Origin of the sequence: Anoxybacillus sp. MB8 (genome assembly GCF_011006755.1) — a bacterium.
Classification (GTDB): Bacteria; Bacillota; Bacilli; order Bacillales; family Anoxybacillaceae; genus Anoxybacillus; species Anoxybacillus gonensis.
The window spans coordinates 26,014-49,329 of the sequence record NZ_RXXX01000003.1; the positions used below are offsets into that span (position 1 = coordinate 26,014).

Here is a 23,316-nt window from a genome sequence, read left to right on the forward strand (position 1 = left end):
ATAAACGATGAGGGAGTCGAACAAATGGCAAAAGTATGTATCACAGGTGGAGCAGGATTTATCGGTAGTCATCTCGGAAAAAAAATACTTGAACTTGGACATGAACTCGTTGTCATCGACAACTTCCACCCATATTACTCAACGTGTCGGAAACAGAGCCAGCTTCAACAAATAAAAGACGTCGGTTTTTTTCATTTTTATCATGTAGATATTTTACAGTCAGATGCACTCAAGCAAATTTTTTTACATCATCGCCCGAATGTTGTGTTTCATTTAGCGGCGTTGCCTGGTGTGCAGCCTTCATTAGCAGCGCCTCTCACGTACATTGATTATGATGTAAAAGGAACGGTAAACGTATTACAAGCAGCAGGAGAGGCGGAGGTTGAACATGTGTTATTCGCCTCTTCTTCGTCTGTGTATGGTGACCGGGCATTTCAGCCATTAAAAGAAGAGATGGCGAATGGACAAGTCGTTTCCCCGTATGCAGCGGCAAAATATAGTGCGGAATCGTTTTGTCATGCGTACGCACATATGTATGGGTACACGATGACGATTTTTCGTTATTTTACTGTATACGGACCGTGGGGACGGCCGGATATGGCGATTAGTAAATTTATTCGTCAATTGTTGCGCCACGAGCCGATTACCGTTTACGGTGAACATACCGCTCGCGATTATACGTTTATTGATGACATTGTTGACGGAATGATTCGAGCGCTAGAGCGAAAAGGAACAAGTGATGTGTTTAATCTTGGAGCTGGTCAACCGGTGACGATGAATGAGTTGCTTGCGGAGTTGCGCATCCATTTTCCACATATGCGCATTCATTACGAACCTTCTCGGCTTGGCGATGTCGTCGCTACATGGGCAGATATTACGAAAGCGAAAGAACAGCTCGGATATAAGCCGCATGTATCGTTACGAGAAGGCTTAGCAAAGACGATTGAATGGGCGAAGCAATATGAAAAATAAACAAATCGACATCGTTATACGGCTCATTAGTTTTGTATGTATAGCCATATTTATATGGATGACCGTTCAACATTTTAATGCACAACTGTTGCTTAATCTTATGCATAAGCTTGTTTCGCAACCGGGGCACGCAAGTTATATGTTCATGATGTATGGGCTTGCCTTCGTTTTGCGTGCAATGGCATGGAAATGGTATTTGCCTCAGGCTCGCTTTCAAACGTGTGTCGATGGATTATTTGCTAGTTTATTTATTAATCACATTTTTCCGATTAAAGTGGGCGATGTTGCCCGCATTGGGATATGTGCAAGGAGAGATCGCATTCCTTTTACGATTGTTGCCGAATCTGTTATTATATTACGCCTTCTCGACTTGATCGTTTTGTTTTTCTTTGCTTTTTTTGGTGCAATCGTTTATATGCACACCGTTATCCGTTCCGCCATGATTTTCCCCCTCATTTTTGGCGGGCTCGTTGTTTTGTTTTTTGTCCTTCGACGCATCGATTTGTCATGGTTACAAAAACATAAACAACATTGGAACATGATATGGAAAAGCCGTCGCTTTGTGCCAATTGTTGTTGCTATTGTGTTCAGTTGGATATGTGAAGCTGTCGTTTTGTTTGAAATGGCGAAAATGGTTGCCTTTCCACTTTCATTTGCTCAATCGTTATGGGTAAATAGTATGACCGTTGGAGGACAAATATTTCAAATGACTCCAGGAGGATTAGCTACGTATGAAGCCGTTATGGCATTTGCGTTAACGCGCATTCATCCGTATTGGGAACAGGCATACGCCCTTGCGTTAGTGACACATTTGTTTAAATTTTCATTTTCTTATGTCGTCGGACTATATGTATGGTTTCGCACCCCGACATTATGGACATTCGTTCGAAAGGAGGGTGTAAACAGTTAATGAAATTTTATAAATTTTTATAAAACATATACAACATTTATAAAGTCCCACCTATTTGGTAGAACTTGTGTATTTGATAATCAAATCTTGTAACGCTTCATCAAGCAATTTCGATTTAGGAATTTTCGTTTCTTTGCTTAACTTTTCAAACGCTTCATAGATTTTTACATCTACTGCGTTTGAAATAGGTTTTCTGTTTTTAAGACCACGATTATTCATAACATCACCTCCTAAAGTATTATATAACTACATTCAAATACTTGCAACTACTTGTAGTTTGCAGTAAAGTAATATGTAGGAGGTGATATTTGTGATTAAAACCTACAAAGTCATGCTTCTGCCCAACAATAAGCAACAGACAAAACTTTTTCAATGTGCAGGCGTTGCCAGATGGGCGTACAATTTTGCATTAGCGCAACAGCAAGAGAATTACAAACAAGGCGGAAAGTTTTTGAAAGACGGTGAAATCAGAAAAAAGCTAACGAAGTTGAAACAAACGAAAGAGTATCATTGGCTCAATCTATTCTCAAACAACATTACGAAACAAGCGATTAAAGATGCGTGTATTGCCTACAAAAACTTTTTTGAAGGACGGACGAAATTCCCGAAATTTAAAACGAAAAAACGAACACGCCCGAGTTTTTATCAAGACACCGCTAAAATCAAAGTGACCGACACACACGTAAAATTAGAAAAACTCACCCCGTCCAAGAAGAAAAACAAACAAAAGTTCAATTGGATTCGTTTGGCGGAACGAGGACGTATTCCATATGGAAAACAGGTGAAATACGTCAATCCACGAATCGTGTTTGATGGACTTCATTGGTTTTTGACAATTGGTGTAGAAGAAGTCGAACAGAAACATGACGCATACACCGAAGGCATTGGGGTGGATGTAGGAATTAAATCTCTTGCAACTGTCAGCAACGGTATGACGTTTTCTAATATCCATCACATGCCTAAAGTTAAAAAGCTTGAAAAACAAATCAAAAGACTACAAAGAAAGCTGTCACGAAAATACGAAATGAACAAAGTTCAAACCGAAGGAGGTGAATTCCGTTACAGCAAAACGGAAAACATCAAGAAACTTGAATTCCTTCTTCTGAAAAGGCGACGAAGGCTAAAGAACATACAGCTAAACTATACCCATTACATCACAACAACGTTGGTGAAAACCAAGCCAGCGTATGTCGTGATGGAGGATTTGAATACAAGTGGGATGTTGAAAAACAAAAAGTTATCAAAAGCGATTCAACAACAAACATTCCACGAGTTCAAACGACAAATGGCGTACAAATGTGCATGGCATGGAATCCAGTTTATACTCGCAGACCGATTTTATCCTTCAAGTAAAACGTGTAGTCGATGCGGTCATGTAAAAGAGAAACTTTCTCTATCCGAACGAATGTACCGATGTGAAACTTGTGGGATAGAAATAGATCGGGATTTCAATGCAAGTATAAACCTTAAAAACTATGTTCAATCCATCGCACAGCACTAAACGCTAGCTATGGATATGTACCCATACGTTAGTGGGGAATTTAAGCCTTCGGAGCGTCAAACAAACGAGAGTAGCTTTGGCGAAATCGGACGTGATGAACAAGGAAGGAAACATAGATTTTTATAAGTTTCTTATAAAGTCTTATAAGTTTTCTGTAACGGACGCAGCATGAAAAAAGCATCGAAGTTTGAAAAAATAGCGGCAAGATGCTGGAACTTATTAAATGAAGGAAAACCATTTACTCCGATTTTTGTCATCGGAACGATGGTTCTTTTCCATTTATTTGATGGCATCACGTTGGAAGAAGGGGAAAAGTTATTTTATAGTTTCTTGCTTACCATTCCTCTTTTCGTTTTGTACTACGTATATGACTATCCGTTATTTTTACGTAACTATTTATGGATTCCGTACGTCATGTTTTTAATGATTTGGTCTTTCGTTCCGACGAGCTTACTTTTGCTTGCTGTCAGTCTCTACTTCTTTTTTACCGTCTTCTTTTGGGGGACGTTATATTATCATTTACGCATTGGAACAACGTGGTTGAATTTCACTCGTTTTTGGAAACTCGTATTAAAAAATAGTGACTCTACGAGCGGAAATGCGCAAGAGCAATTACCGAAAGTGTTGCTTCTTCTTTCGATGTGGGAATACGGGATGCAACATGATGTACATGTTCCGTCATTCATTGCTTTTTACGCATTTGTTTTTATATGGTCATTTATTTTACATCGCTATTTATTTGACTGGAAGCCGAAAGTGATCGGTCATTATACGAACAATGTGCCTCCAAATGATAAGCCGTTGAGCGATCGCGTCATCGTCCTCGTGATTGATGGAATGAGAAAAGATCGTTTTGAACAAGCAAACGCTCCATTTTTAAAATCGCTCCGTGCCAATGGAACAGATTTTACACAAATGGAAACAGTATATCCTGCTCGGACGGTCGTTTGTTTTACGTCGATGCTTACAGGAACGTATCCGTTTGAACACGGTATTCGTTCAAATATGGTATGGAAGCTAGGTATTCGAGTAGAAAGCATTTTTGATTCACTTCGAAAAGTAGGGAAAAAAGGAAAAGTGCTCGGTATCGCTCATCTTGTCGATTCCCTAGGAAATGATGTCGAAACAGTTACAGCTGTCATGCATAACGATGTGGCAGATCGTAACATTATGGAGCGGGCGAAACAAATCATGGCCGAACAAGATTTACATTTATTCGTCGTTCAATTCATTGGAACGGATCAAACCGGTCATAGTCGCGGTGTACATTATGATGAGTATGTGCAAAAAATTGAAGAAGTTGATCGGTTCATTCAACAATTTGTTGAGTGGTTGCATGAGCAAGGGAAAATGGACAACACGACGCTCATCGTTTGTGCAGATCATGGACAAGCAGATGGCATTGGTGGACATGGCCATTTAGATGAAGGAGAACGATACGTTCCATTTTTTATGTACGGTCCGATGATCGAAAAAGGAAAGCGGATTGATGAAAAACATAGCCTCGTTTCCCTTGCCCCAACGATTGCTTATTTGTTAGGGGCTCCATATCCGAGCCATAGCCGTGGCCCTGTGTTAGTCGAAGCGCTGAAGAAAGAGGGAAAAAGATGAAAGTCGTTGTATTTTTGCCTGCACATAACGAGGAGGAAGCGATTGGAGAAGTCATTCGTCGTATTCCGAGACAAATTCAACCGAATATAAACGTATACGTATTAGTGATTGACGACGGCTCAACGGATCGTACGGTTGACGTCGCTAAGCAGGCGGGAGCTGATTTCATTTATCGACACGAACGAAATCGTGGGTTAGGGGCAGCTGTACGTACCGGTTTACAACAATGCATCGAACTTGAAGCCGACATCGGTGTCATGATTGATGCAGATAATGAATATCCACCAGAGCAAATCCCAGATCTCATCATGCCTATTTTATGTGGAGAAGCGGATTATACGATGGGTTCTCGCTTTCTAGGAACGATTCATGGGATGAAATGGCATCGCCGCATCGGAAATTATATGTTTACGTTGCTTCAATCCATTTTATTAAAAACATGGATTTACGATGGTCAATCAGGCATGCGGGCTTTTTCACGTGAGGCGATGGAAGAAGCGGAAATTATTCATGATTACAACTACGCTCAAGTATTGACGTTAAATTTAGTTCGCAAAGGATTCCGCTTAAAAGAAGTGCCGATTGTATATCAAGTGAGGACAACAGGTCAGTCGTTTATTAAGTTTACAGCTTACTTAAAACACGTTCTTCCTGCGATCGTGAAAGAAATGTGCCGTCCGGTAAAACGAAAGTATATGCGCTCTGTTCAACAACGCTAGAGAGAGATTCTCTAGCATTTTTTCTTGACAACAATCATGATAATTATTATCATTATCATCGAAGGAGGAGATCGGAGTGAAAAAGTTTTTATTTTTTTGTTTATCAATGATATTAATTTTTACTTCAGCCCCTATGTCTTCGTTCGCTTACTCATACGGTGATCCGAACGAAGAAGCGGTTGCTGAAGCGTATAAAGAGATGGTCGCGAAAGCGCAAGAGGGAAAGTTCGATGAAGTGAAGGCAATTTATGAAACGGTGCAAAAAGAAATTGATATGCATATGGGTCCAGAACCGTCTGCGATTATTTTAGAGGCGATTGAAAATAAAGATGAGGATACGATCGTTTCAGCAATGCAAAAAGTGCTTGTGTTAAACGTTGCTCGTCGTTTAGAAAATGTAGAAAAAAACTTTGATAATTACGATACGAGCAAACGTTTATTAGCGAAAGCATTTGCTACATATAAAGCTCTTTCCCCGATTGTACAACAAAACGATGCCGAGTTAGATGAAAAATTAAAACAACAGTTCGATGTTGCCCTTCAATCGCTCGGAAATCCGGGATTGTTTGGAGTAGGAAAGAAAGAATCGAACATCAATCAATTTAAAGAAAGCAAGCAAACGATTTTGAAAGCGTTGCAAGATCAATTTGAATTAGAAAATATTGAAACGGGTCATTTTACTGAAGAAGATTTAGATCGATTAGCAGCGGCAAAAAAGACGGAATGGACGGATTTGTCGGATGTGAAAAACTGGATTCCGATTATTGCTATTATCGCTGTTATTGTTGCGGTTGTCGTGTATGCCGCGAGAAAACGGAAGTAAAGAAAGGGGGCGCGTGCGTTGGAAGTTCAAGCACTGCTCATTACGTTTCGTGAAGCGTTAGAAGCGCTATTAATTGTTGGAATTATTACATCGTATTTGAAGCGCATTGATCAATCACGTTATGTGAAATATGTTTGGCTTGGCGCAGGGCTAGCTGTGTTTGCAAGCGCGATTGTCGCATTATTATTCCAAGTCGTGCTAACTGGTTTTTCCACGATGGCAAGCGAAATATATTTAAAGGTGAGCATCATCTTCATTTCTTCCATCTTGCTGACGCAAATGGTATTTTGGATGGCAGAAAATAGCAAAGATATAAAAAGTAGTATGGAAGGAAAAATGAGCAAATACGTGTCTAAAGGGGACGTATTTGGTATGGTGATGCATTCATTTTTAGTTGTATTGCGCGAAGGAGTGGAGACGGTCTTTTTCTTCGCTGCCATTACAGGTGGAAACATCGGAGCAGCGGTACAAGGATGGGGAGCCATTACCGGTTTAACGATCGCTGCTATTGTCAGCTACATGTTCTTTAAAGGAACGATGCGCGTACCGTTAAAAACGTTTTTTAAAGTCACAGGTGCATTTATCATTTTGATTGCAGCAGGATTGCTTGTACAAGGCATTTCGATGTTGCAAGATTTAAAAATTATCGGTAGCGTCATGCCGCACGTGTACGATATTACATGGTTTATGCCGGAACATCCGATTGACCATGAACATTTCGTGCGTGACACAGGACAAGAACCGATTCTTTCTGGCGACGTCGGTATTTTCTTCAAGGCGTTATTCGGTTATTCATCGATGCCATCACTTGAAGAAGTGTTAGCATATATTGGTTATTTCGTCGTCATTTATTTACTTGTGAAAACACGTTATGGTGCGAAAGAAGAAAAAAACGAAAAAAATGAGAAGGTGCTTGAACAACAAGTGATGTAAAGTACAAGGGGAGCCTTGTACTTTTTTACTTAGGAGGGTTTTATTGTGCGAATCGTTTCAATCATCGTGCTGTTTACCGTATGCGCATCGTATTTCGTCTATGCTAGCCCATTTGCAGCAACGTGGGATGAAGTGGACTTTGCTCTCGCCCTCGATCGATATGATTTACTTGCGATGCAACCACATTTTCCAGGATATCCGTATTTTATTTTTGGCGGGATGCTCATTCATTCGTTTGTTGACAATGCTGCTAAAGCGCTTGCGATTTGGAATGGATTACTCATGACGAGTGCGATAATTCCAATTTATTTGCTTGCTAAAACATACGTAGAAAAAAAGTATGCGCTCTTCATGACAGCACTCGTCCAATCGCTTAGCTACGTCATGTTAATCGTTTCACAACCGATGTCGGAGGGGAGTGCTCTCGCTCTTTTATGGTGGTATGTGTGGAGTTTAGAACGGGCGCTTCACTCGGATCGTGTTCATGTGCAATGGCTACCGTTATTATTATTTAGCATCATGCTTGGTATTCGCTTATCGTACATTCCTTTTGGGGTTGGTATATTATATGTTTGGTGGAAGCGGAGGTATCGTTTGACACAGCTTTTGTTATACAGTTTGGTAGCGGTTGCGTTTCAATTCATTTGGATAAGTGCAGTAGCTGCAACGGAAGGAGAAGGTTTTTGGCAGCTTGCCTTTTCATTCGTAACAGGGCATTTTACACAATGGGGAGGAACGGTTTCAACGGATGAGGCACCGTTTTGGCAGCGAGTATATCTCCTTATTTTTTATAATATCATTTGGACAGGCATGGCAAAGCAGTCTGTATGGCTACTTAGTTGTTTTGCTATTTTGTTCTTTATGACGTGGAAGCATATATTTCTTCCCAATTTATATCGTTTACTTTTATTGACGTATTTTCTTTGGGCGCTATTTGCGCAAAATATTGAAAAACCGAGGCATATATTGCCGATTGTCATCATCGTTTCATTCTTTTTGTTTGTAAGCGCCCTTCAGTCAACATCGCGCATGCGCCTCATCGTTATGCTCGTTTTACTCGTTTCTCAAACGGTAATCGGCATACAAGGGGTAAACAATCAAGCGACACAGTTGCCAGCGACGTATCAGTTGGCGTATGATTTTGAACAGAAAGAACAACCGTTTATTTTATTTACGTGGGAAGAGACGCGTGTTCTTGAGTATTTACGTGTTTCTTTTCCTCATGAACGTGTGTTTTCATTTCATGTTTTTCAACGTGACAAAGCCGCATTTTCACATGCGAAAGTGTATGTGACTGATCATGTCGTCAAAGGGTTTCAAGCGCAAGGGATAGACGTTCGTCCATATATTCGCCCGATTCGGACGTATGAATCGAGCTTATTATCTGATCCTGTATATGGGCGCATCACAGTATATGAATGGCGAGAGGAGGGAAACCGTGAATGAGCGATTAAAAGAAAAGTTAGCGATTTTGCCCGATCAGCCGGGCTGCTATTTAATGAAAGATGCACACGGAACAGTCATTTACGTTGGAAAAGCGAAAGTGTTGAAAAATCGTGTTCGATCTTATTTTACAGGCACACATGACGGAAAAACACTTCGCTTAGTGAATGAAATTGCTGATTTTGAATATATCGTGACATCTTCCGATTTAGAAGCGCTTATTTTAGAAATGAATTTAATAAAAAAATACGATCCGAAATATAACGTCATGTTAAAAGACGATAAAAGCTATCCATTCATTAAAATTACCGGTGAAACACATCCGCGTCTGATCATTACTCGGACGGTGAAAAAAGATAAAGGGAAATATTTCGGTCCGTACCCAAACGCCCAAGCGGCACATGAAACGAAAAAATTGCTCGATCGTTTATATCCGTTAAGAAAATGTGAGAAGATGCCGAAAAAAGTTTGTTTATATTATCATATGGGACAATGTTTAGGACCGTGTGAATATCACGTACCGGAAGAAGAAAATAAACAAATTGTTGAACAAATTACGCGCTTTTTAAACGGCGGCTATAAAGAAGTCAAAGAGACATTGACAGAAAAGATGATGGAAGCAGCGGAACAGTTACAGTTTGAGCGGGCGAAAGAATACCGCGACCAAATTTCGTATATCGAAACATTAATGGAAAAACAAAAAATGATTTTACACGATTTCGTTGATCGCGACATTTTTGGATATGCGTACGATAAAGGATGGATGTGCGTACAAGTATTTTTTATTCGACAAGGGAAGCTCATCGAACGAAACGTGTCGATGTTTCCGCTGTACCAAGAGCCGGAAGAAGAATTTTTAACGTTTTTAGGTCAATTTTACAGTAAACATTATCATTTAAAGCCACGCGAAGTTGTATTGCCACGAGAAATCGATGGGGAAATGGCGGCGAAATTGCTCGATGTGAACGTTACACAGCCGAAAAGCGGCAAAAAGAAAGAACTTGTTGATTTAGCTTGTAAAAATGCGCACATTGCGCTGCAAGAAAAGTTCTTTTTAATTGAACGTGACGAAGAACGAACGATTCGCGCGGTTGAACGGCTAGGTGAAGCGCTCGGGATTCCGACACCTCATCGGATTGAGGCGTTTGACAATTCAAACATTCAAGGAACAGACGCTGTTGCCGCCATGGTCGTATTTATTGACGGAAAGCCGGAAAAAAAAGAATATCGTAAATATAAAATAAAAACGGTGCAAGGGGCAGATGATTACGAGTCGATGCGCGAAGTCATTCGCCGACGCTATACTCGTGTATTACGTGAACGTTTACCGCTCCCTCATCTCATTGTTGTCGATGGAGGAAAAGGGCAAATACAAGCCGCAAAAGAAGTGTTGGAATGCGAACTTGGGTTATCAATTCCGATCGCTGGGTTAGTGAAAGACGAGAAACACCGAACGTCCCATTTCCTTTTTGGTGATCCACCGAGCATCGTTTCATTAGAGAAAAATAGTCAAGAGTTTTATTTGCTGCAGCGCATTCAAGAAGAAGTGCACCGGTTTGCGATTACATTTCATCGGCAAGTTCGTTCAAAATCTGCGTTTCATTCCATTCTCGATCAAATTCCGGGAGTTGGTGCAAAAAGAAAACAAGCGCTATTGCAACATTTCGGATCGATTAAAAAAATGAAAGAGGCAACGGTTGAACAGCTTCAAGAAGCGAACATTCCAAAACATGTGGCACAAAAAATTTACGAAACGCTTCAAACGTACGAAAGCTGACCGTCATCGGTCAGCTTCATCTTTTCGGTCCCATTTGACTGTGAATAAAACGGTTTTAGCGCGCCGCTTTTGCTGTTCAAACGCTTCTGTGACATATCCTTTTTGCTGTTCAAACTGTTGGGCAAGAAAGCCCGCCTCAAGTTGAAATGTGCACTCTTCACTATAATCGAACCGCATCGCAACGAGCGGTCCTTCTAATCGAAGTTCACATTGATCTTTTTTCTCTTCAAGCAACGATAAATTTCCCCAACCCGCTTGTTCAAAAAAAGCAATGACATCATCGATTGTAGCTAGCGGGTATTTTCTCGCTAAATCTTTTCCTGCCCAATACAAAATAAATGGCGTTTCTTTTCCGAACAAATTTGGCAACAATTCTTGCCGAAATAAAAAGTCGCTAAAAGCAGAAATATTCATTTGTTTCCACTGTTCATGCCCGCTCACGTTCAATTCCCCTCTCTATTTTTTCATTATAGCGCACAACAACATGAAAAACAGTATTGACTTTTCTTTTATTTCGGACTTCACTAGAAGTATAGTTGTTTTAAAATTTTAAATGATTGAACATTTCGTGAACACCTTTTCTTGACGCTCCTACATTCTGGGAGTACAATGAATGTGACAATGATCAATGGAAATGGAAGTGTTTACACTTCTATTGTTCATTGTCTAGTAGATGCGGATGGGAGCTCATAGAAAAGGAAGATGACAATTTCAAGGGGGGTTATGTATGGCACAAAATCGAGAGTTTTTTTATCGTCGACTCCATTCATTGCTCGGAGTCATTCCAGTCGGGCTGTTTTTAACACAGCATTTAGTTGTTAACCATTTTGCAACAAGAGGAGCAGACGCATTTAACAAGGCGGCCGCTTTTATGGAGCAGCTACCGTTTCGTTACTTTTTAGAAATTTTCGTTATTTTTCTTCCGCTATTATTTCATGCCATCTATGGGCTATATATCGCATTTACGGCACAAAACAATGTCAGTCGTTACGGATATTTTCGTAACTGGATGTTTATGTTGCAACGCTTAACGGGGATTATTACGCTCATTTTCGTCGTCTGGCACGTATGGGAAACGCGCGTTCAAGCTGCATTTGGTGCGGAAGTGAACTATGATATGATGGCGAACATCGTTGCGAACCCGTTTATGCTTGCATTTTATATTGTTGGAATCGTTTCTGCGGTATTTCACTTTGCAAATGGGCTATGGTCGTTTTTTGTTAGCTGGGGTATTACAGTGACTCCTCGTTCACAACAAATTTCTACATACGTGACAATGGGGATTTTTGTCGCGCTTTCGATCGTTGGTATACGCGCGATTTTAGCATTCGTTTAATCCACAACATTGAAGGAGTGAGGAGACATGAGTAAAGGAAAAATTATCGTTGTTGGTGGAGGTCTTGCCGGCTTAATGGCAACAATTAAAATTGCCGAAGCAGGCGTAAAAGTAGATTTATTTTCATTAGTTCCTGTGAAGCGGTCTCACTCTGTTTGTGCACAAGGTGGCATTAACGGTGCGGTCAATACAAAAGGAGAAGGGGACTCTCCGTGGGAACACTTCGATGATACAGTATATGGTGGGGACTTTTTAGCGGATCAACCTCCAGTAAAAGCGATGTGTGAAGCGGCCCCAGGCATTATTCATTTGCTTGATCGCATGGGTGTCATGTTCAACCGTACGCCAGAGGGATTGCTTGATTTCCGTCGCTTTGGTGGAACGCAGCATCACCGTACTGCATATGCAGGGGCAACGACAGGACAGCAGCTTCTTTACGCGCTTGATGAACAAGTGCGCCGTCACGAAGTCGCTGGTTTAGTGACAAAATATGAAAGTTGGGAGTTTTTAGGTGCTGTTTTAGATGATGAACAAGTATGTCGCGGAATTGTCGCACAAAACTTGACAACGATGGAGATTAAAGCGTTCCCAGCAGATGCGGTCATCATGGCAACAGGTGGTCCAGGGATTATTTTTGGGAAGTCAACAAACTCCATCATTAATACCGGTTCAGCAGCATCGATCGTATATCAACAAGGTGCATATTATGCAAACGGAGAGTTTATCCAAATTCATCCGACAGCTATTCCGGGCGATGATAAGCTTCGTTTAATGAGTGAATCAGCGCGTGGAGAAGGCGGACGAGTTTGGACGTATAAAGACGGAAAACCGTGGTATTTCTTAGAAGAAAAATATCCGGCTTACGGAAACCTCGTTCCACGCGATATTGCGACGCGTGAAATTTTCCATGTGTGTGTCGACTTAAAGCTCGGTATTAACGGCGAAAACATGGTTTATTTAGATTTATCGCATAAAGATCCGAAAGAGCTTGATATTAAGTTAGGTGGCATTATTGAAATTTATGAAAAGTTCATGGGTGAAGATCCAAGAAAAGTACCGATGAAAATATTCCCAGCTGTCCACTATTCAATGGGTGGATTATGGGTTGATTATGATCAAATGACAAACATTAAAGGATTGTTTGCGGCAGGCGAGTGCGACTATTCGATGCACGGCGCTAACCGTCTCGGTGCGAACTCGTTATTATCTGCGATTTATGGTGGAATGGTAGCTGGTCCAAAAGCAGTTGAATATATGAAAGGGCTTGAAAAATCAGCAGATGCAATGCCTTCTTCGTTATATGAACGCTATTTAAAACAAGAACAAGAAAAATGGGCGCAAATTATGGCGATGGACGGCACAGAAAACGCCTACGTCTTGCATAAAGAGCTTGGTGAATGGATGACAGATAACGTCACAGTCGTTCGTTATAATGATAAACTATTAAAAACAGATGAAAAAATTCAAGAATTGCTTGAGCGTTATAAGAACATTAACATTAACGATACAGCGAAATGGAGCAACCAAGGTGCGTCGTTCACACGTCAGCTTTACAACATGTTGCAGCTAGCTCGCGTCATCACGCTTGGCGCTTACAACCGTAACGAAAGCCGTGGAGCGCACTATAAACCAGAGTTTCCTGAGCGAAACGATGAAGAATGGTTAAAAACAACGATGGCAAGCTTCACGCCAGACGGGCCATCATTCCACTATCGCGAAGTGGATACATCACTCATTAAACCGCGCAAGCGCGACTATACGAAAAAGAAAGGGGAAGTGAAATCATGAGCGAAAATAAAACGATTCGGATTATTGTCACAAGACAAGACCGTCCGGATACAGCCCCTTACGAAGAAGAGTTTGTCATTCCGTATCGTCCGAATATGAACATTATTTCGGCGCTCATGGAAATTCGGCGCAATCCGGTCAATGCGAAAGGGGAAAAAACGACGCCTGTTGCTTGGGAAATGAACTGTTTAGAAGAAGTGTGTGGCGCTTGTTCGATGGTGATTAACGGCAAGCCGCGTCAATCGTGTACGGCGCTTGTTGATCAGCTTGAACAGCCGATTCGTTTAGAACCGATGCGCACGTTCCCTGTCATTCGCGACTTGCAAGTCGACCGTAGCCGCATGTTTGATTCGTTGAAAAAAGTAAAAGCATGGATTCCAATCGATGGAACGTACGACTTAGGTCCAGGACCGCGCATGCCAGAGCGCAAACGGCAATGGGCGTATGAGCTATCTAAATGTATGACGTGCGGTGTATGTTTAGAAGCTTGTCCGAACGTGAATAGTAAATCAAACTTTATCGGTCCAGCACCGCTTTCGCAAGTGCGTTTATTTAATGCTCACCCAACAGGAGCAATGCATAAAGCGGAGCGTCTTGAAGCGATTATGGGTGATGGTGGATTAGCGAACTGCGGAAATTCACAAAACTGCGTGCAATCTTGCCCGAAAGGCATTCCGCTCACAACGTCTATTGCGGCATTGAACCGCGCAGCAACGATTCAAATGTTCCGCAATTTCTTCGGTAGCGATGAAGTGTAACAAAAAGGTCGGCTCTTAAAGAGTCGGCCTTATGTTTCTGATGTTAGCTAAATTTTTGTAGAGGGGGAGAGGGAAGGTGAAAATCTCTTATATTGACGATATGAAAGAATGGGAACAACGTTTTTCTTTTTTTCATCCGGTGCGCGTTCGCTTTTCAGAAACAGATATGTTTGGCCATCTAAACAATACCGTTCCTTTTGTATATTTTGAAGAAGCGCGCATCGCATTTTTTGAACATCTCGGCTTTATGAACGATTGGTTAGGGAAAGAACATGATGCCATTCCGGTTGTGGCGAATTTACAATGCGACTTTTTACAACAAGTATATTTTGGTGAGCAGCTACATATCGGTGTAAAAGTCGCACACATCGGTAACTCTTCTGTCGATTTACATTACGTTGGGAAAAAACAAGATGGAACGATTGCATTTACAGGGCGTGGGACGATGGTGCAAATGTCAAAAACGACAGGAAAAGGAGTCGCTTGGGACGAAAGCGCACGTGCGCGATTAGCTGAAAATATGTAACCGTTATTTCCCTTCTTGCATACGATATGTTGACTAAATATATACCCATCCGTTTCGGTCTGGTAAAAGCAAGGAGGGTTATCCACTTGAATCAAAAGCCGCTGCTCACAAAAAGAGAACGAGAAGTATTCGAGCTGTTGTTGCAAGACAAGACGACGAAAGAAATTGCTAGTGAACTGTTCATTAGCGAAAAAACAGTTCGGAATCACATTTCGAATGCAATGCAAAAGCTTGGGGTAAAGGGGCGCTCACAAGCTGTTGTTGAATTGCTTCGAATGGGAGAACTTGAACTATAAAGAGAACCGGCTCGCCTTTTTAGTTTAGGCAAGCCGGTTTTCTATTGATTTGATGTGTGTTATAATGAAAGATGTTTTGTCATACATCAACAAAGAATGAGGCGAATACATTGGAAAGACCGATTGGAGTTATTGATTCAGGCGTTGGTGGATTAACCGTTGCAAGAGAAATGATGCGCCAACTACCAAAAGAACAAATTGTATATTTAGGAGACACAGCACGCTGTCCGTACGGACCGAGACCACGGGAAGAAATTCGACAATTTACATGGGAAATGACGAACTATTTGCTTGGATATGACATAAAAATGCTCGTTATTGCATGTAACACAGCAACTGCTGTCGCACTAGAAGAAATTCGCGATACGCTCAACATTCCCGTGATCGGTGTCATTCATCCTGGCGCTCGTACCGCGTTAAAAATTACAAAAAACTATCATATCGGTGTCATCGGCACGATCGGAACGGTGAAAAGCAGCGCGTACGAACAAGCGCTAAAATCCATTAATAGTGATGTGAAAGTAGAAAGTTTAGCTTGTCCAAAGTTTGTTCCTTTAGTGGAAAGCGGACAGTTTGAAGGGGAAGAAGCAAAGCAAATTGTCGCCGAATCGCTTCAACCGTTAAAAGATCGACCGATTGATACGCTCATTTTAGGCTGTACACATTATCCGCTTTTAAGTCCACTGATTCAACAATATATGGGGGAGCACGTGAAACTTATTTGTTCTGGCGATGAAACAGCGCGGGAAGTGAGCACGATTTTGCATCATAGCGATTTGCTTTATACGGGGAATAAACGTCGCGAACATATATTTTTAACGACTGGACCGAAAGAAATGTTTCAACAAATTGCTTCGAAATGGTTCGGTCATCCAATTGAACATGTCGAAACGATCCAATTATTTTAAAATCCTTCGCATATGCCGAAGGATTTTTTGTTCTACTTTTTTGGACGGCTCGTATACATAGTAGTACAAACCGTGTGAGGAGGGGAGTCCATGCGCCGCGTATGGATCATTGTAACAATGTTTGTTTTTATTCTGTCAGGATGTGGGCTGTTTGGAGGTGAAAAAGCAACAAAGGAAATTGATCCGCCAAAAGATGTAACGTATATAGAAGACGAGCAAGCGTTGCAAGAAAAAGAAGCAGCACAAAAAGAACAAGCGACAGAAACCGTTCAACGCGAATTGTACTTAATTGATAAAAACGGCTTTGTCGTTCCACAAACGTTTGCCTTGCCAAAAACAAACGCAGCTGCAAAACAAGTACTCGAATATTTAGTAGAAAATGGTCCAATTTCAGAGCTGTTGCCAAACGGATTTCGTGCCGTTCTTCCAGCTGACACCCAAGTGTTAAGCGTCAATTTAAAACAAGATGGCACGCTTGTTATTGATTTTTCGAAAGAATTTGCGAATTATCGTCCAGAAGATGAAAAGCGAATTTTACAAGCAATCACATGGACAGTGACGCAATTTGATAATGTGAAACGTGTAAAAATTCGGATGAATGGCCATGACCAAAACATGATGCCGGTCAACGGAACGCCAATTAGCGACGAACTAAGTAGAGATGACGGAATTAACATTGAAACGAACGGTGTTGTCGATATTACGAATACGCATCCGGTCATCGTCTACTTTTTAGCGCAAGACGGGAAACAAACGTATTATGTACCGGTAACGAGACGCGTACCGAATAGCGAACAAGATGAGTTAGCCGCAGTTGTGAATGAACTGATTAAAGGACCGAGCTACGGTTCTGGGTTATTAAGCGATTTTCAAGCGGATGCAAAATTGTTAGAAGCGCCAAAATATGAAAATGGAAAAGTGACGTTAAACTTTAACGAAGCGATTTATGGCAGCGTGGAGAAAAACGTTGTGTCGACGCATGTGCTCAATTGTTTAGTGTTGTCGTTAACAGAACAGCCAGGAGTGGAGAGCGTTGCCATTACAGTGAACGGAAAAGCGGAATTAGTTGATGAAAGTGGCAAACCGTTATCCGAACCGGTAACAAGACCGCAAAATGTGAACACAGGTAGTTTTTGAAACCAATTTTTTGCTATACTATATAAAGATTCATCGTCGAGAGGCAGTGTTCCTGCCTCTTATTTCGTGAACATACATTGAGGAGGATTTTTTGTGAGAGTAGATGGTAGAACAAATGAAGAGCTTCGTCCCGTACATATTGAACCGAACTATTTAAAACATCCAGAAGGCTCGGTGCTCATTGCAATTGGCGATACGAAAGTCATTTGTACAGCAAGCATCGAAGATAAAGTTCCACCGTTTATGCGTGGAGGTGGAAAGGGATGGATTACTGCGGAGTATGCGATGATTCCGCGCGCAACCGAGCAACGAAACATTCGCGAAGCAAGCAAAGGAAAGTTGTCAGGGCGAACGATGGAAATTCAACGGCTTATTGGCCGGGCGCTTCGTTCTGTTGTTGATTTGCAAAAATTAGGGGAAAAAACGATTTGGATTGATTGTGATGTCATTCAAGCGGACGGTGGAACGCGCACAGCGTCAATTACAGGGGCATTTGTCGCCATGACGTTGGCGCTTGGAAAAATGGTCGAAGAAAAAAAAATACCGACGCTCCCGATTACAGATTTTTTAGCTGCCACATCAGTCGGAATAGATGAAGAGCATGGCATTATTTTAGATTTAAATTACGTTGAAGATTCAAAAGCACATGTCGATATGAATATTGTCATGACAGGCTCGGGGCGCTTTGTTGAAATTCAAGGAACAGGGGAAGAAGCGACATTTTCATACGAGCAGTTGCTCGATTTATTAACGGTTGCTGAAAAAGGCATTCACGAGCTGATTGCTCGACAAAAAGAAGCGCTCGGTTCCCTTGCGGAACAAATTATGCAACATCGTTCGGAAGGGGAAGAAGCAAAGTGAAGCGGATGATCATTGCTACAAAAAACAAAGGAAAAGTAGCCGAGTTTCAACAATTGTTTGCGAAAAAAGGAATCGACGTTCGTTCGCTTCTTGACTACGATGACATACCGGATGTTGAAGAAACGGGAACGACGTTTACAGACAATGCGATATTAAAAGCAACGACGATTGCGAATATGCTTCATGAAGTCGTCATTGCAGATGATTCTGGTTTAATCGTCGATGCGCTAAACGGTGAGCCGGGCGTGTACTCGGCTCGCTACGCTGGCGAGGGAAAAGACGATCAAGCAAACATTGAAAAAGTGCTTACAAAGTTACAAGGTGTGCCTTTTGAACAACGAACCGCCCGTTTTCATTGCACGTTAGCTGTTGCAAAACCGAACGGGGAAACAACGACGGTAGACGGTGTGTGCGAAGGCTATATTACAGAAGAGCCAATAGGTGAGAACGGTTTCGGGTACGACCCGATTTTTTACGTGCCTGAAAAACAACGAACGATGGCCCAATTAACAAAAGAGGAGAAAAATGAAATAAGCCATCGGGCAAAGGCGTTACAACATCTTTTGAGCATATGGGACAAGCTGTTTGAAAAGGGGAATGAGTCGTGAACGTATTAATCATAAGCGATAGCCACGGATTAACAACTGAATTACAAACAATCGTTTCACGTCATAAACAACATGTCGATGCAATCATTCATTGCGGTGACTCGGAGTTGATGAGCGATCATGAAGCGTTGCAACATATGCTTGTTGTGCGAGGAAATTGCGACCATGAACGTCGTTTTCCAACCGATCTTGTTGAAGATGTGAACGGTGTTCGCTTTTTCATTACACATGGTCACTTGTACAACGTCAAAATGACGCTCATGAACCTATATTATAAAGCAAAAGAAGTCGGGGCACGCATCGTTTGCTTCGGTCACTCGCACATTGCAGGATGTGAACAAATCGATGACGTCCTTTTCATTAATCCAGGAAGCATTTATTTACCGCGTCTGCGTCGTGAAAAAACATATGCTATGCTTCATATAGACGAAACAAACATAACCGTACATTTTTACAACATCGACGGCCAACTCCTTCATGATGTAACGAGCATATACAAAACACAATAGGGGCAAGAAAATTCCGCCGCCCCTATTGACTTTTTTCATAAACATCATTACAATAACAATTGTCCAAACCAAGATCATATGTCCCAGTAGCTCAGCTGGATAGAGCAACGGCCTTCTAAGCCGTCGGTCGGGAGTTCGAATCTCTCCTGGGACGCTAGTAATCCCCTTGCACAAGCAAGGGGCTTTTTTATTAGTCAAAAAATGTTCAAAATTTTTTATACCCTTTCTTTTCCTTGATATATCAATTATGTAAGCGGATACATAACATTTTAACTAATCGAAATAATCAAAAAATTCGATGAAATAGTATTGACTCTTTTGGTAAATGGTCGTATGATAATTTTCAAATAAATCTAACAAAAGTCGCAATCAACATAAGAAGCAAGAGACGGCGAACAGGGGAAGAGGGGAAAAACATTGAGTGAACAGTGGATTTTTCTGAACGATGAATTTGTCACAAAAGAAAATGCGAAAATCTCTGTATACGATCACGGTTTTCTTTATGGGGATGGGGTGTTTGAAGGCATTCGCGTGTACAGCGGCAACGTGTTTCGCATGAAAGAACATATTGACCGCCTATACAATTCAGCGAAATCTATTTTATTGAACATTCCGTACACAAAAGAAGAATTAACAAATATTATCGTCCAGACGGTGCAAAAAAACGGCTTTGAAGACGCTTATATTCGCGTGGTCGTGTCGCGCGGTGTCGGTGACCTTGGACTTGATCCATACAAATGTCCGAAGCCACAAGTAGTCGTCATCGTTGAACCGTTGGCAATCTTCCCAAAACATTTATATGAAACGGGCATTGAGGTCGTTACTGTAGCAACGAGACGAAATCGACCAGATGTACTAAGTCCGAAAGTAAAATCGTTAAACTATTTAAACAACGTATTAGTGCGAATTGAAGCGCATTTAGCAAACGTCAGCGAAGCGCTCATGCTCAACGACCAAGGATATGTCGCTGAAGGCTCAGCAGATAACGTATTTATCGTCAAAAACGGCGTGTTATATACACCACCAGGATATGTCGGGGCACTTGAAGGCATTACGCGCGATGCGATCATGGACATCGCTAAAGACCTCGGCTATGTCGTTAAAGAGGAACCGTTCACTCGTCATGATGTGTACACGGCAGACGAAGTATTTTTAACAGGAACCGCAGCAGAAGTCATTGCGGTCGTCAAAGTCGATGGTCGTGTCATTGGCGACGGTGTACCGGGCGAACATACAAAACGATTGTTAGAAGAGTTTCGCAAACGAGTCGTTTCAGAAGGCGTAAAAGTGTATGCTACACAAAATGTGAATGCAGGATGACAAGTAAATAAGAAAAAAGCGTTGAAGAGGATAAGTAGCTAGCGGGTCGGGCATCTACAGAGAGCCGGGGAAGCTGAAAACCGGTGATGTCTCCGTTAGTGAACTCCCCTCGGAGCGCCGTCTTGAACGATTCGTTCTAGTAGGGACGGACGGGTGCACGTCACTCGTTATTAAAACGAGCGCTGCGACGATCGTCGCGTGCTCCTGAGGTGGCTTTGCCACGAAGAAGGGTGGTACCGCGGGAAGGATGCAAGCCTTTTCGCCCCTTTGGTCCACGTGGACCGATGGAGGGGTGAGAAGGCTTTTCTTATTTCACATTTTTTTAGGGGTGAAAAAATGGCAGCGAATATGAAAGTGAAAGAAAGAGTAGCAAAAAAGCAAACGTTATGTGGGGCGCTCATGTTAATTGAAGCGCTCAAAGCAGAAAACGTGAAAGTGATTTTCGGGTATCCGGGAGGTGCTGTGTTACCGATTTACGACAAGCTTTATGAATCAGGCGTATTCCACGTGCTAACACGTCACGAACAAGGCGCCATTCATGCAGCGGAAGGATATGCTCGCATTTCAGGAAAACCTGGTGTCGTCATCGCTACATCTGGACCGGGTGCGACAAATATCGTGACAGGTTTAACAGATGCAATGATGGATTCCATTCCGCTCGTCGTCTTTACAGGGCAAGTGGCATCAAATGTCATCGGTTCAGATGCCTTCCAAGAAGCGGATGTGTTAGGAATTACAATGCCTATTACAAAACATAGTTACCAAGTACGCGACATACACGAGCTGCCAAAAATCATTAAAGAAGCGTTTCATATTGCAACAACGGGGCGCCCAGGTCCTGTATTAATCGATATTCCAAAAGATATGGCCGTTGCTGAAGCGGAGTTTGATTACGAACAAGACGTACAGTTGCCGGGTTATCAGCCGACAACAAAACCGAACCATTTGCAAATTCGCAAGCTTGTTGAAGCCGTTAGCCAAGCAAAACGCCCGGTCATTTTAGCTGGAGCAGGTGTTCTCCATGCGAACGCCCATGAACAGTTAAAACAATATGCCGAACAACAAAATATTCCTGTGATTCATACGCTTTTAGGACTTGGTGGATTTCCTGCCGACCATCCGCTATTTCTCGGAATGGCAGGAATGCACGGAACGTACACAGCAAATATGGCATTGTATGAGTGTGATTTGCTCATTAATGTCGGCGCAAGATTCGATGATCGGGTGACTGGAAATTTAGCGCATTTTGCACCAAAAGCAACGGTCGCTCACATCGATATCGATCCAGCAGAGATTGGAAAAAATGTGCCAACAAAAATTCCGATCGTTGGGGATGCGAAAGAAGCACTCATTCAATTAATTGAACAAAACGGAAAGCGACCAGATGTATCAGAGTGGCTGAACAAGTTAAACGAATGGAAACGCGAATATCCGCTCATGTACAAACGCGAACCAGGCGTACTCAAACCGCAGCGGCTCATTGAAATGATTCACGAATATACAAACGGTGAAGCGGTTGTGACGACAGATGTCGGTCAACATCAAATGTGGGTCGCCCAATATTATAAATTTAAACAGCCACATCGTTGGGTTACATCCGGTGGGCTTGGAACGATGGGATTCGGCTTGCCAGCGGCAATTGGCGCTCAATTGGCACAACCAGAAGCGACGGTTGTAGCGATCGTTGGTGACGGTGGGTTTCAAATGACATTACAAGAGCTATCGGTTATTCAAGAGTTGAATTTGCCAATTAAAATTGTCATCGTGAACAATCAAGCGCTCGGTATGGTGCGTCAATGGCAAGAAATTTTTTACGAAAAAAGATATTCTCATTCACTCATTCCGAATCAACCGGATTTCGTTCGGTTAGCGGAAGCATACGGCATGAAAGCGATGCGCGCAACGACGGAAGAAGAAGCAGAATACGTATTGAAAGAAGCATTTGCGACAAATGCACCAGTTTTACTTGATTTTCATGTTCATCCAGGGGAAAACGTCTATCCGATGGTAGCTCCTGGGAAAGGACTTCATGAGATGGTGGGGGTGAAATGGTGAAGCGAATTATTACAATGACAGTAAACAACCGTCCGGGTGTATTAAATCGCATTACAGGTTTGTTTACGAAGCGACATTACAACATTGAAAGCATTACAGTTGGTCATACGGAAACAGAAGGTGTTTCACGCATGACGTTTGTCGTCAATGTAGATGATGAGCGCATTGCTGAACAAATTACAAAACAATTAAACAAACAAATTGATGTGTTAAAAGTTGTCGATATTACCGATCAAGCGATTATCGTTCGAGAGCTTGCTTTAATTAAAGTAGCGGTTACACCGGCGACGCGTGGCGAAATTTATACATTGATTGAACCGTTTCGTGCAGCGATTGTCGATGTGGCCCGCGATAGTCTTGTCGTTCAAGTAACAGGTGAGCCAGAAAAAATTGATGCGCTCATCGACTTATTGAAGCCATACGGATTAAAGGAAGTTGCAAGAACAGGAACAACAGCGTTTCCGCGCGGTTCACAACGCGCATCATCAACAAATAAATCACTATTCATCATTTAAATTAAAGGAG

General features: G+C 41.9%; 24 protein-coding genes, 1 tRNA gene and 1 other annotated feature. Of the genes, 23 read left to right on the top strand and 2 right to left on the bottom strand.

Annotated elements, in window-relative coordinates; translation table 11 throughout:
* Positions 1-24: 24 nt before the first annotated feature.
* Positions 25-972: an NAD-dependent epimerase/dehydratase family protein gene (locus tag EKC99_RS01830; protein ID WP_163150218.1), complete on the top strand. Its 948-nt coding sequence runs from the start codon at positions 25-27 to the stop codon at positions 970-972.
* Entirely contained in the window at positions 962-1,882 is a 921-nt protein-coding gene (locus EKC99_RS01835) for a lysylphosphatidylglycerol synthase transmembrane domain-containing protein (RefSeq protein WP_163150221.1), read from the top strand. The genes EKC99_RS01830 and EKC99_RS01835 overlap by 11 nt, the downstream gene beginning before the upstream one ends.
* A 51-nt stretch (positions 1,883-1,933) precedes the next feature.
* Here the strand turns inward: EKC99_RS01835 and EKC99_RS01840 are convergent, their stop codons facing one another.
* The gene (locus EKC99_RS01840) at positions 1,934-2,101 is read right to left on the bottom strand and encodes a ribbon-helix-helix domain-containing protein (protein ID WP_163150224.1); all 168 of its coding nucleotides are present in this window, start codon (positions 2,099-2,101) and stop codon (positions 1,934-1,936) included.
* A 91-nt stretch (positions 2,102-2,192) separates the two neighbouring features.
* Between EKC99_RS01840 and EKC99_RS01845 the strand changes: the two genes are divergently transcribed.
* The 7 genes from EKC99_RS01845 (at position 2,193) to uvrC (ending at position 10,689) form a co-directional block, all read left to right on the top strand.
* The gene (locus EKC99_RS01845; RefSeq protein ID WP_163150227.1) at positions 2,193-3,383 is read left to right on the top strand and encodes an RNA-guided endonuclease InsQ/TnpB family protein; all 1,191 of its coding nucleotides are present in this window, start codon (positions 2,193-2,195) and stop codon (positions 3,381-3,383) included.
* Between the two features lie 168 nt (positions 3,384-3,551).
* Positions 3,552-4,994: an alkaline phosphatase family protein gene (locus tag EKC99_RS01850; RefSeq protein WP_163150230.1), complete on the top strand. Its 1,443-nt coding sequence runs from the start codon at positions 3,552-3,554 to the stop codon at positions 4,992-4,994.
* Positions 4,991-5,713 carry a glycosyltransferase family 2 protein gene (locus EKC99_RS01855; protein WP_163150232.1) on the top strand — a complete coding sequence of 241 codons (723 nt, stop codon included), beginning with the start codon at positions 4,991-4,993 and terminating at the stop codon, positions 5,711-5,713. The genes EKC99_RS01850 and EKC99_RS01855 overlap by 4 nt, the downstream gene beginning before the upstream one ends.
* Before the next feature lie 76 nt (positions 5,714-5,789).
* On the top strand, positions 5,790-6,536 hold the full coding sequence (locus EKC99_RS01860; protein WP_021093824.1) for a hypothetical protein: 747 nt from the start codon (positions 5,790-5,792) through the stop codon (positions 6,534-6,536).
* A gap of 18 nt (positions 6,537-6,554) precedes the next feature.
* Positions 6,555-7,469, top strand: a complete 915-nt coding sequence (locus tag EKC99_RS01865) for an FTR1 family iron permease (protein ID WP_021093825.1) — start codon at positions 6,555-6,557, stop codon at positions 7,467-7,469.
* A 45-nt stretch (positions 7,470-7,514) separates the two neighbouring features.
* Complete coding sequence (locus EKC99_RS01870; protein WP_163150234.1) at positions 7,515-8,915, top strand: glycosyltransferase family protein; 1,401 nt, start codon at positions 7,515-7,517, stop codon at positions 8,913-8,915.
* Positions 8,908-10,689, top strand: coding sequence for an excinuclease ABC subunit UvrC (uvrC, locus tag EKC99_RS01875; protein ID WP_163150236.1), 1,782 nt, complete (start codon positions 8,908-8,910; stop codon positions 10,687-10,689). The genes EKC99_RS01870 and uvrC overlap by 8 nt, the downstream gene beginning before the upstream one ends.
* 3 nt (positions 10,690-10,692) lie before the next feature.
* Here the strand turns inward: uvrC and EKC99_RS01880 are convergent, their stop codons facing one another.
* Positions 10,693-11,130: a YslB family protein gene (locus EKC99_RS01880; protein WP_021093828.1), complete on the bottom strand. Its 438-nt coding sequence runs from the start codon at positions 11,128-11,130 to the stop codon at positions 10,693-10,695.
* Between the two features lie 286 nt (positions 11,131-11,416).
* Here EKC99_RS01880 and EKC99_RS01885 point away from each other — a divergent pair, with 286 nt between their 5' ends.
* The 14 genes from EKC99_RS01885 to ilvN all read left to right on the top strand — a co-directional run bounded on the left by EKC99_RS01885 (position 11,417) and on the right by ilvN (position 23,306).
* Entirely contained in the window at positions 11,417-12,025 is a 609-nt protein-coding gene (locus EKC99_RS01885; RefSeq protein ID WP_006320322.1) for a succinate dehydrogenase cytochrome b558 subunit, read from the top strand.
* A 27-nt stretch (positions 12,026-12,052) separates the two neighbouring features.
* On the top strand, positions 12,053-13,813 hold the full coding sequence (gene sdhA / locus EKC99_RS01890; RefSeq protein ID WP_021093829.1) for a succinate dehydrogenase flavoprotein subunit: 1,761 nt from the start codon (positions 12,053-12,055) through the stop codon (positions 13,811-13,813).
* A complete protein-coding gene (sdhB, locus tag EKC99_RS01895) occupies positions 13,810-14,571 on the top strand; it encodes a succinate dehydrogenase iron-sulfur subunit (protein ID WP_009361787.1) in 762 nt (253 codons plus the stop codon). Before sdhA ends, sdhB begins: the two co-directional genes overlap by 4 nt.
* Positions 14,572-14,647: 76 nt before the next feature.
* Positions 14,648-15,097 carry an acyl-CoA thioesterase gene (locus EKC99_RS01900; protein ID WP_021093830.1) on the top strand — a complete coding sequence of 150 codons (450 nt, stop codon included), beginning with the start codon at positions 14,648-14,650 and terminating at the stop codon, positions 15,095-15,097.
* 80 nt (positions 15,098-15,177) lie between these two features.
* Positions 15,178-15,393: a helix-turn-helix domain-containing protein gene (locus EKC99_RS01905; RefSeq protein ID WP_032100525.1), complete on the top strand. Its 216-nt coding sequence runs from the start codon at positions 15,178-15,180 to the stop codon at positions 15,391-15,393.
* 110 nt (positions 15,394-15,503) lie between these two features.
* Complete coding sequence (gene racE / locus EKC99_RS01910; protein WP_021093831.1) at positions 15,504-16,301, top strand: glutamate racemase; 798 nt, start codon at positions 15,504-15,506, stop codon at positions 16,299-16,301.
* Between the two features lie 90 nt (positions 16,302-16,391).
* A complete protein-coding gene (locus EKC99_RS01915) occupies positions 16,392-17,438 on the top strand; it encodes a GerMN domain-containing protein (RefSeq protein ID WP_021093832.1) in 1,047 nt (348 codons plus the stop codon).
* Positions 17,439-17,531: 93 nt separating this feature from the next.
* Positions 17,532-18,299, top strand: a complete 768-nt coding sequence (gene rph / locus EKC99_RS01920) for a ribonuclease PH (protein WP_021093833.1) — start codon at positions 17,532-17,534, stop codon at positions 18,297-18,299.
* Complete coding sequence (locus EKC99_RS01925) at positions 18,296-18,907, top strand: XTP/dITP diphosphatase (RefSeq protein WP_021093834.1); 612 nt, start codon at positions 18,296-18,298, stop codon at positions 18,905-18,907. Before rph ends, EKC99_RS01925 begins: the two co-directional genes overlap by 4 nt.
* Positions 18,904-19,416 (top strand): metallophosphoesterase family protein, encoded by a 513-nt coding sequence (locus tag EKC99_RS01930; protein WP_163150238.1) that lies wholly within the window; start codon positions 18,904-18,906, stop codon positions 19,414-19,416. Before EKC99_RS01925 ends, EKC99_RS01930 begins: the two co-directional genes overlap by 4 nt.
* Before the next feature lie 80 nt (positions 19,417-19,496).
* Positions 19,497-19,570 (top strand) — tRNA-Arg (locus EKC99_RS01935).
* A 263-nt stretch (positions 19,571-19,833) separates the two neighbouring features.
* Entirely contained in the window at positions 19,834-20,736 is a 903-nt protein-coding gene (gene ilvE / locus EKC99_RS01940; RefSeq protein WP_009361780.1) for a branched-chain-amino-acid transaminase, read from the top strand.
* A 12-nt stretch (positions 20,737-20,748) separates the two neighbouring features.
* Positions 20,749-21,006, top strand: a binding site (T-box leader).
* A gap of 66 nt (positions 21,007-21,072) precedes the next feature.
* Positions 21,073-22,791, top strand: coding sequence for an acetolactate synthase large subunit (ilvB, locus tag EKC99_RS01945; protein WP_009361779.1), 1,719 nt, complete (start codon positions 21,073-21,075; stop codon positions 22,789-22,791).
* Positions 22,788-23,306: an acetolactate synthase small subunit gene (gene ilvN / locus EKC99_RS01950; RefSeq protein WP_035062890.1), complete on the top strand. Its 519-nt coding sequence runs from the start codon at positions 22,788-22,790 to the stop codon at positions 23,304-23,306. The genes ilvB and ilvN overlap by 4 nt, the downstream gene beginning before the upstream one ends.
* Positions 23,307-23,316 lie beyond the last annotated feature (10 nt).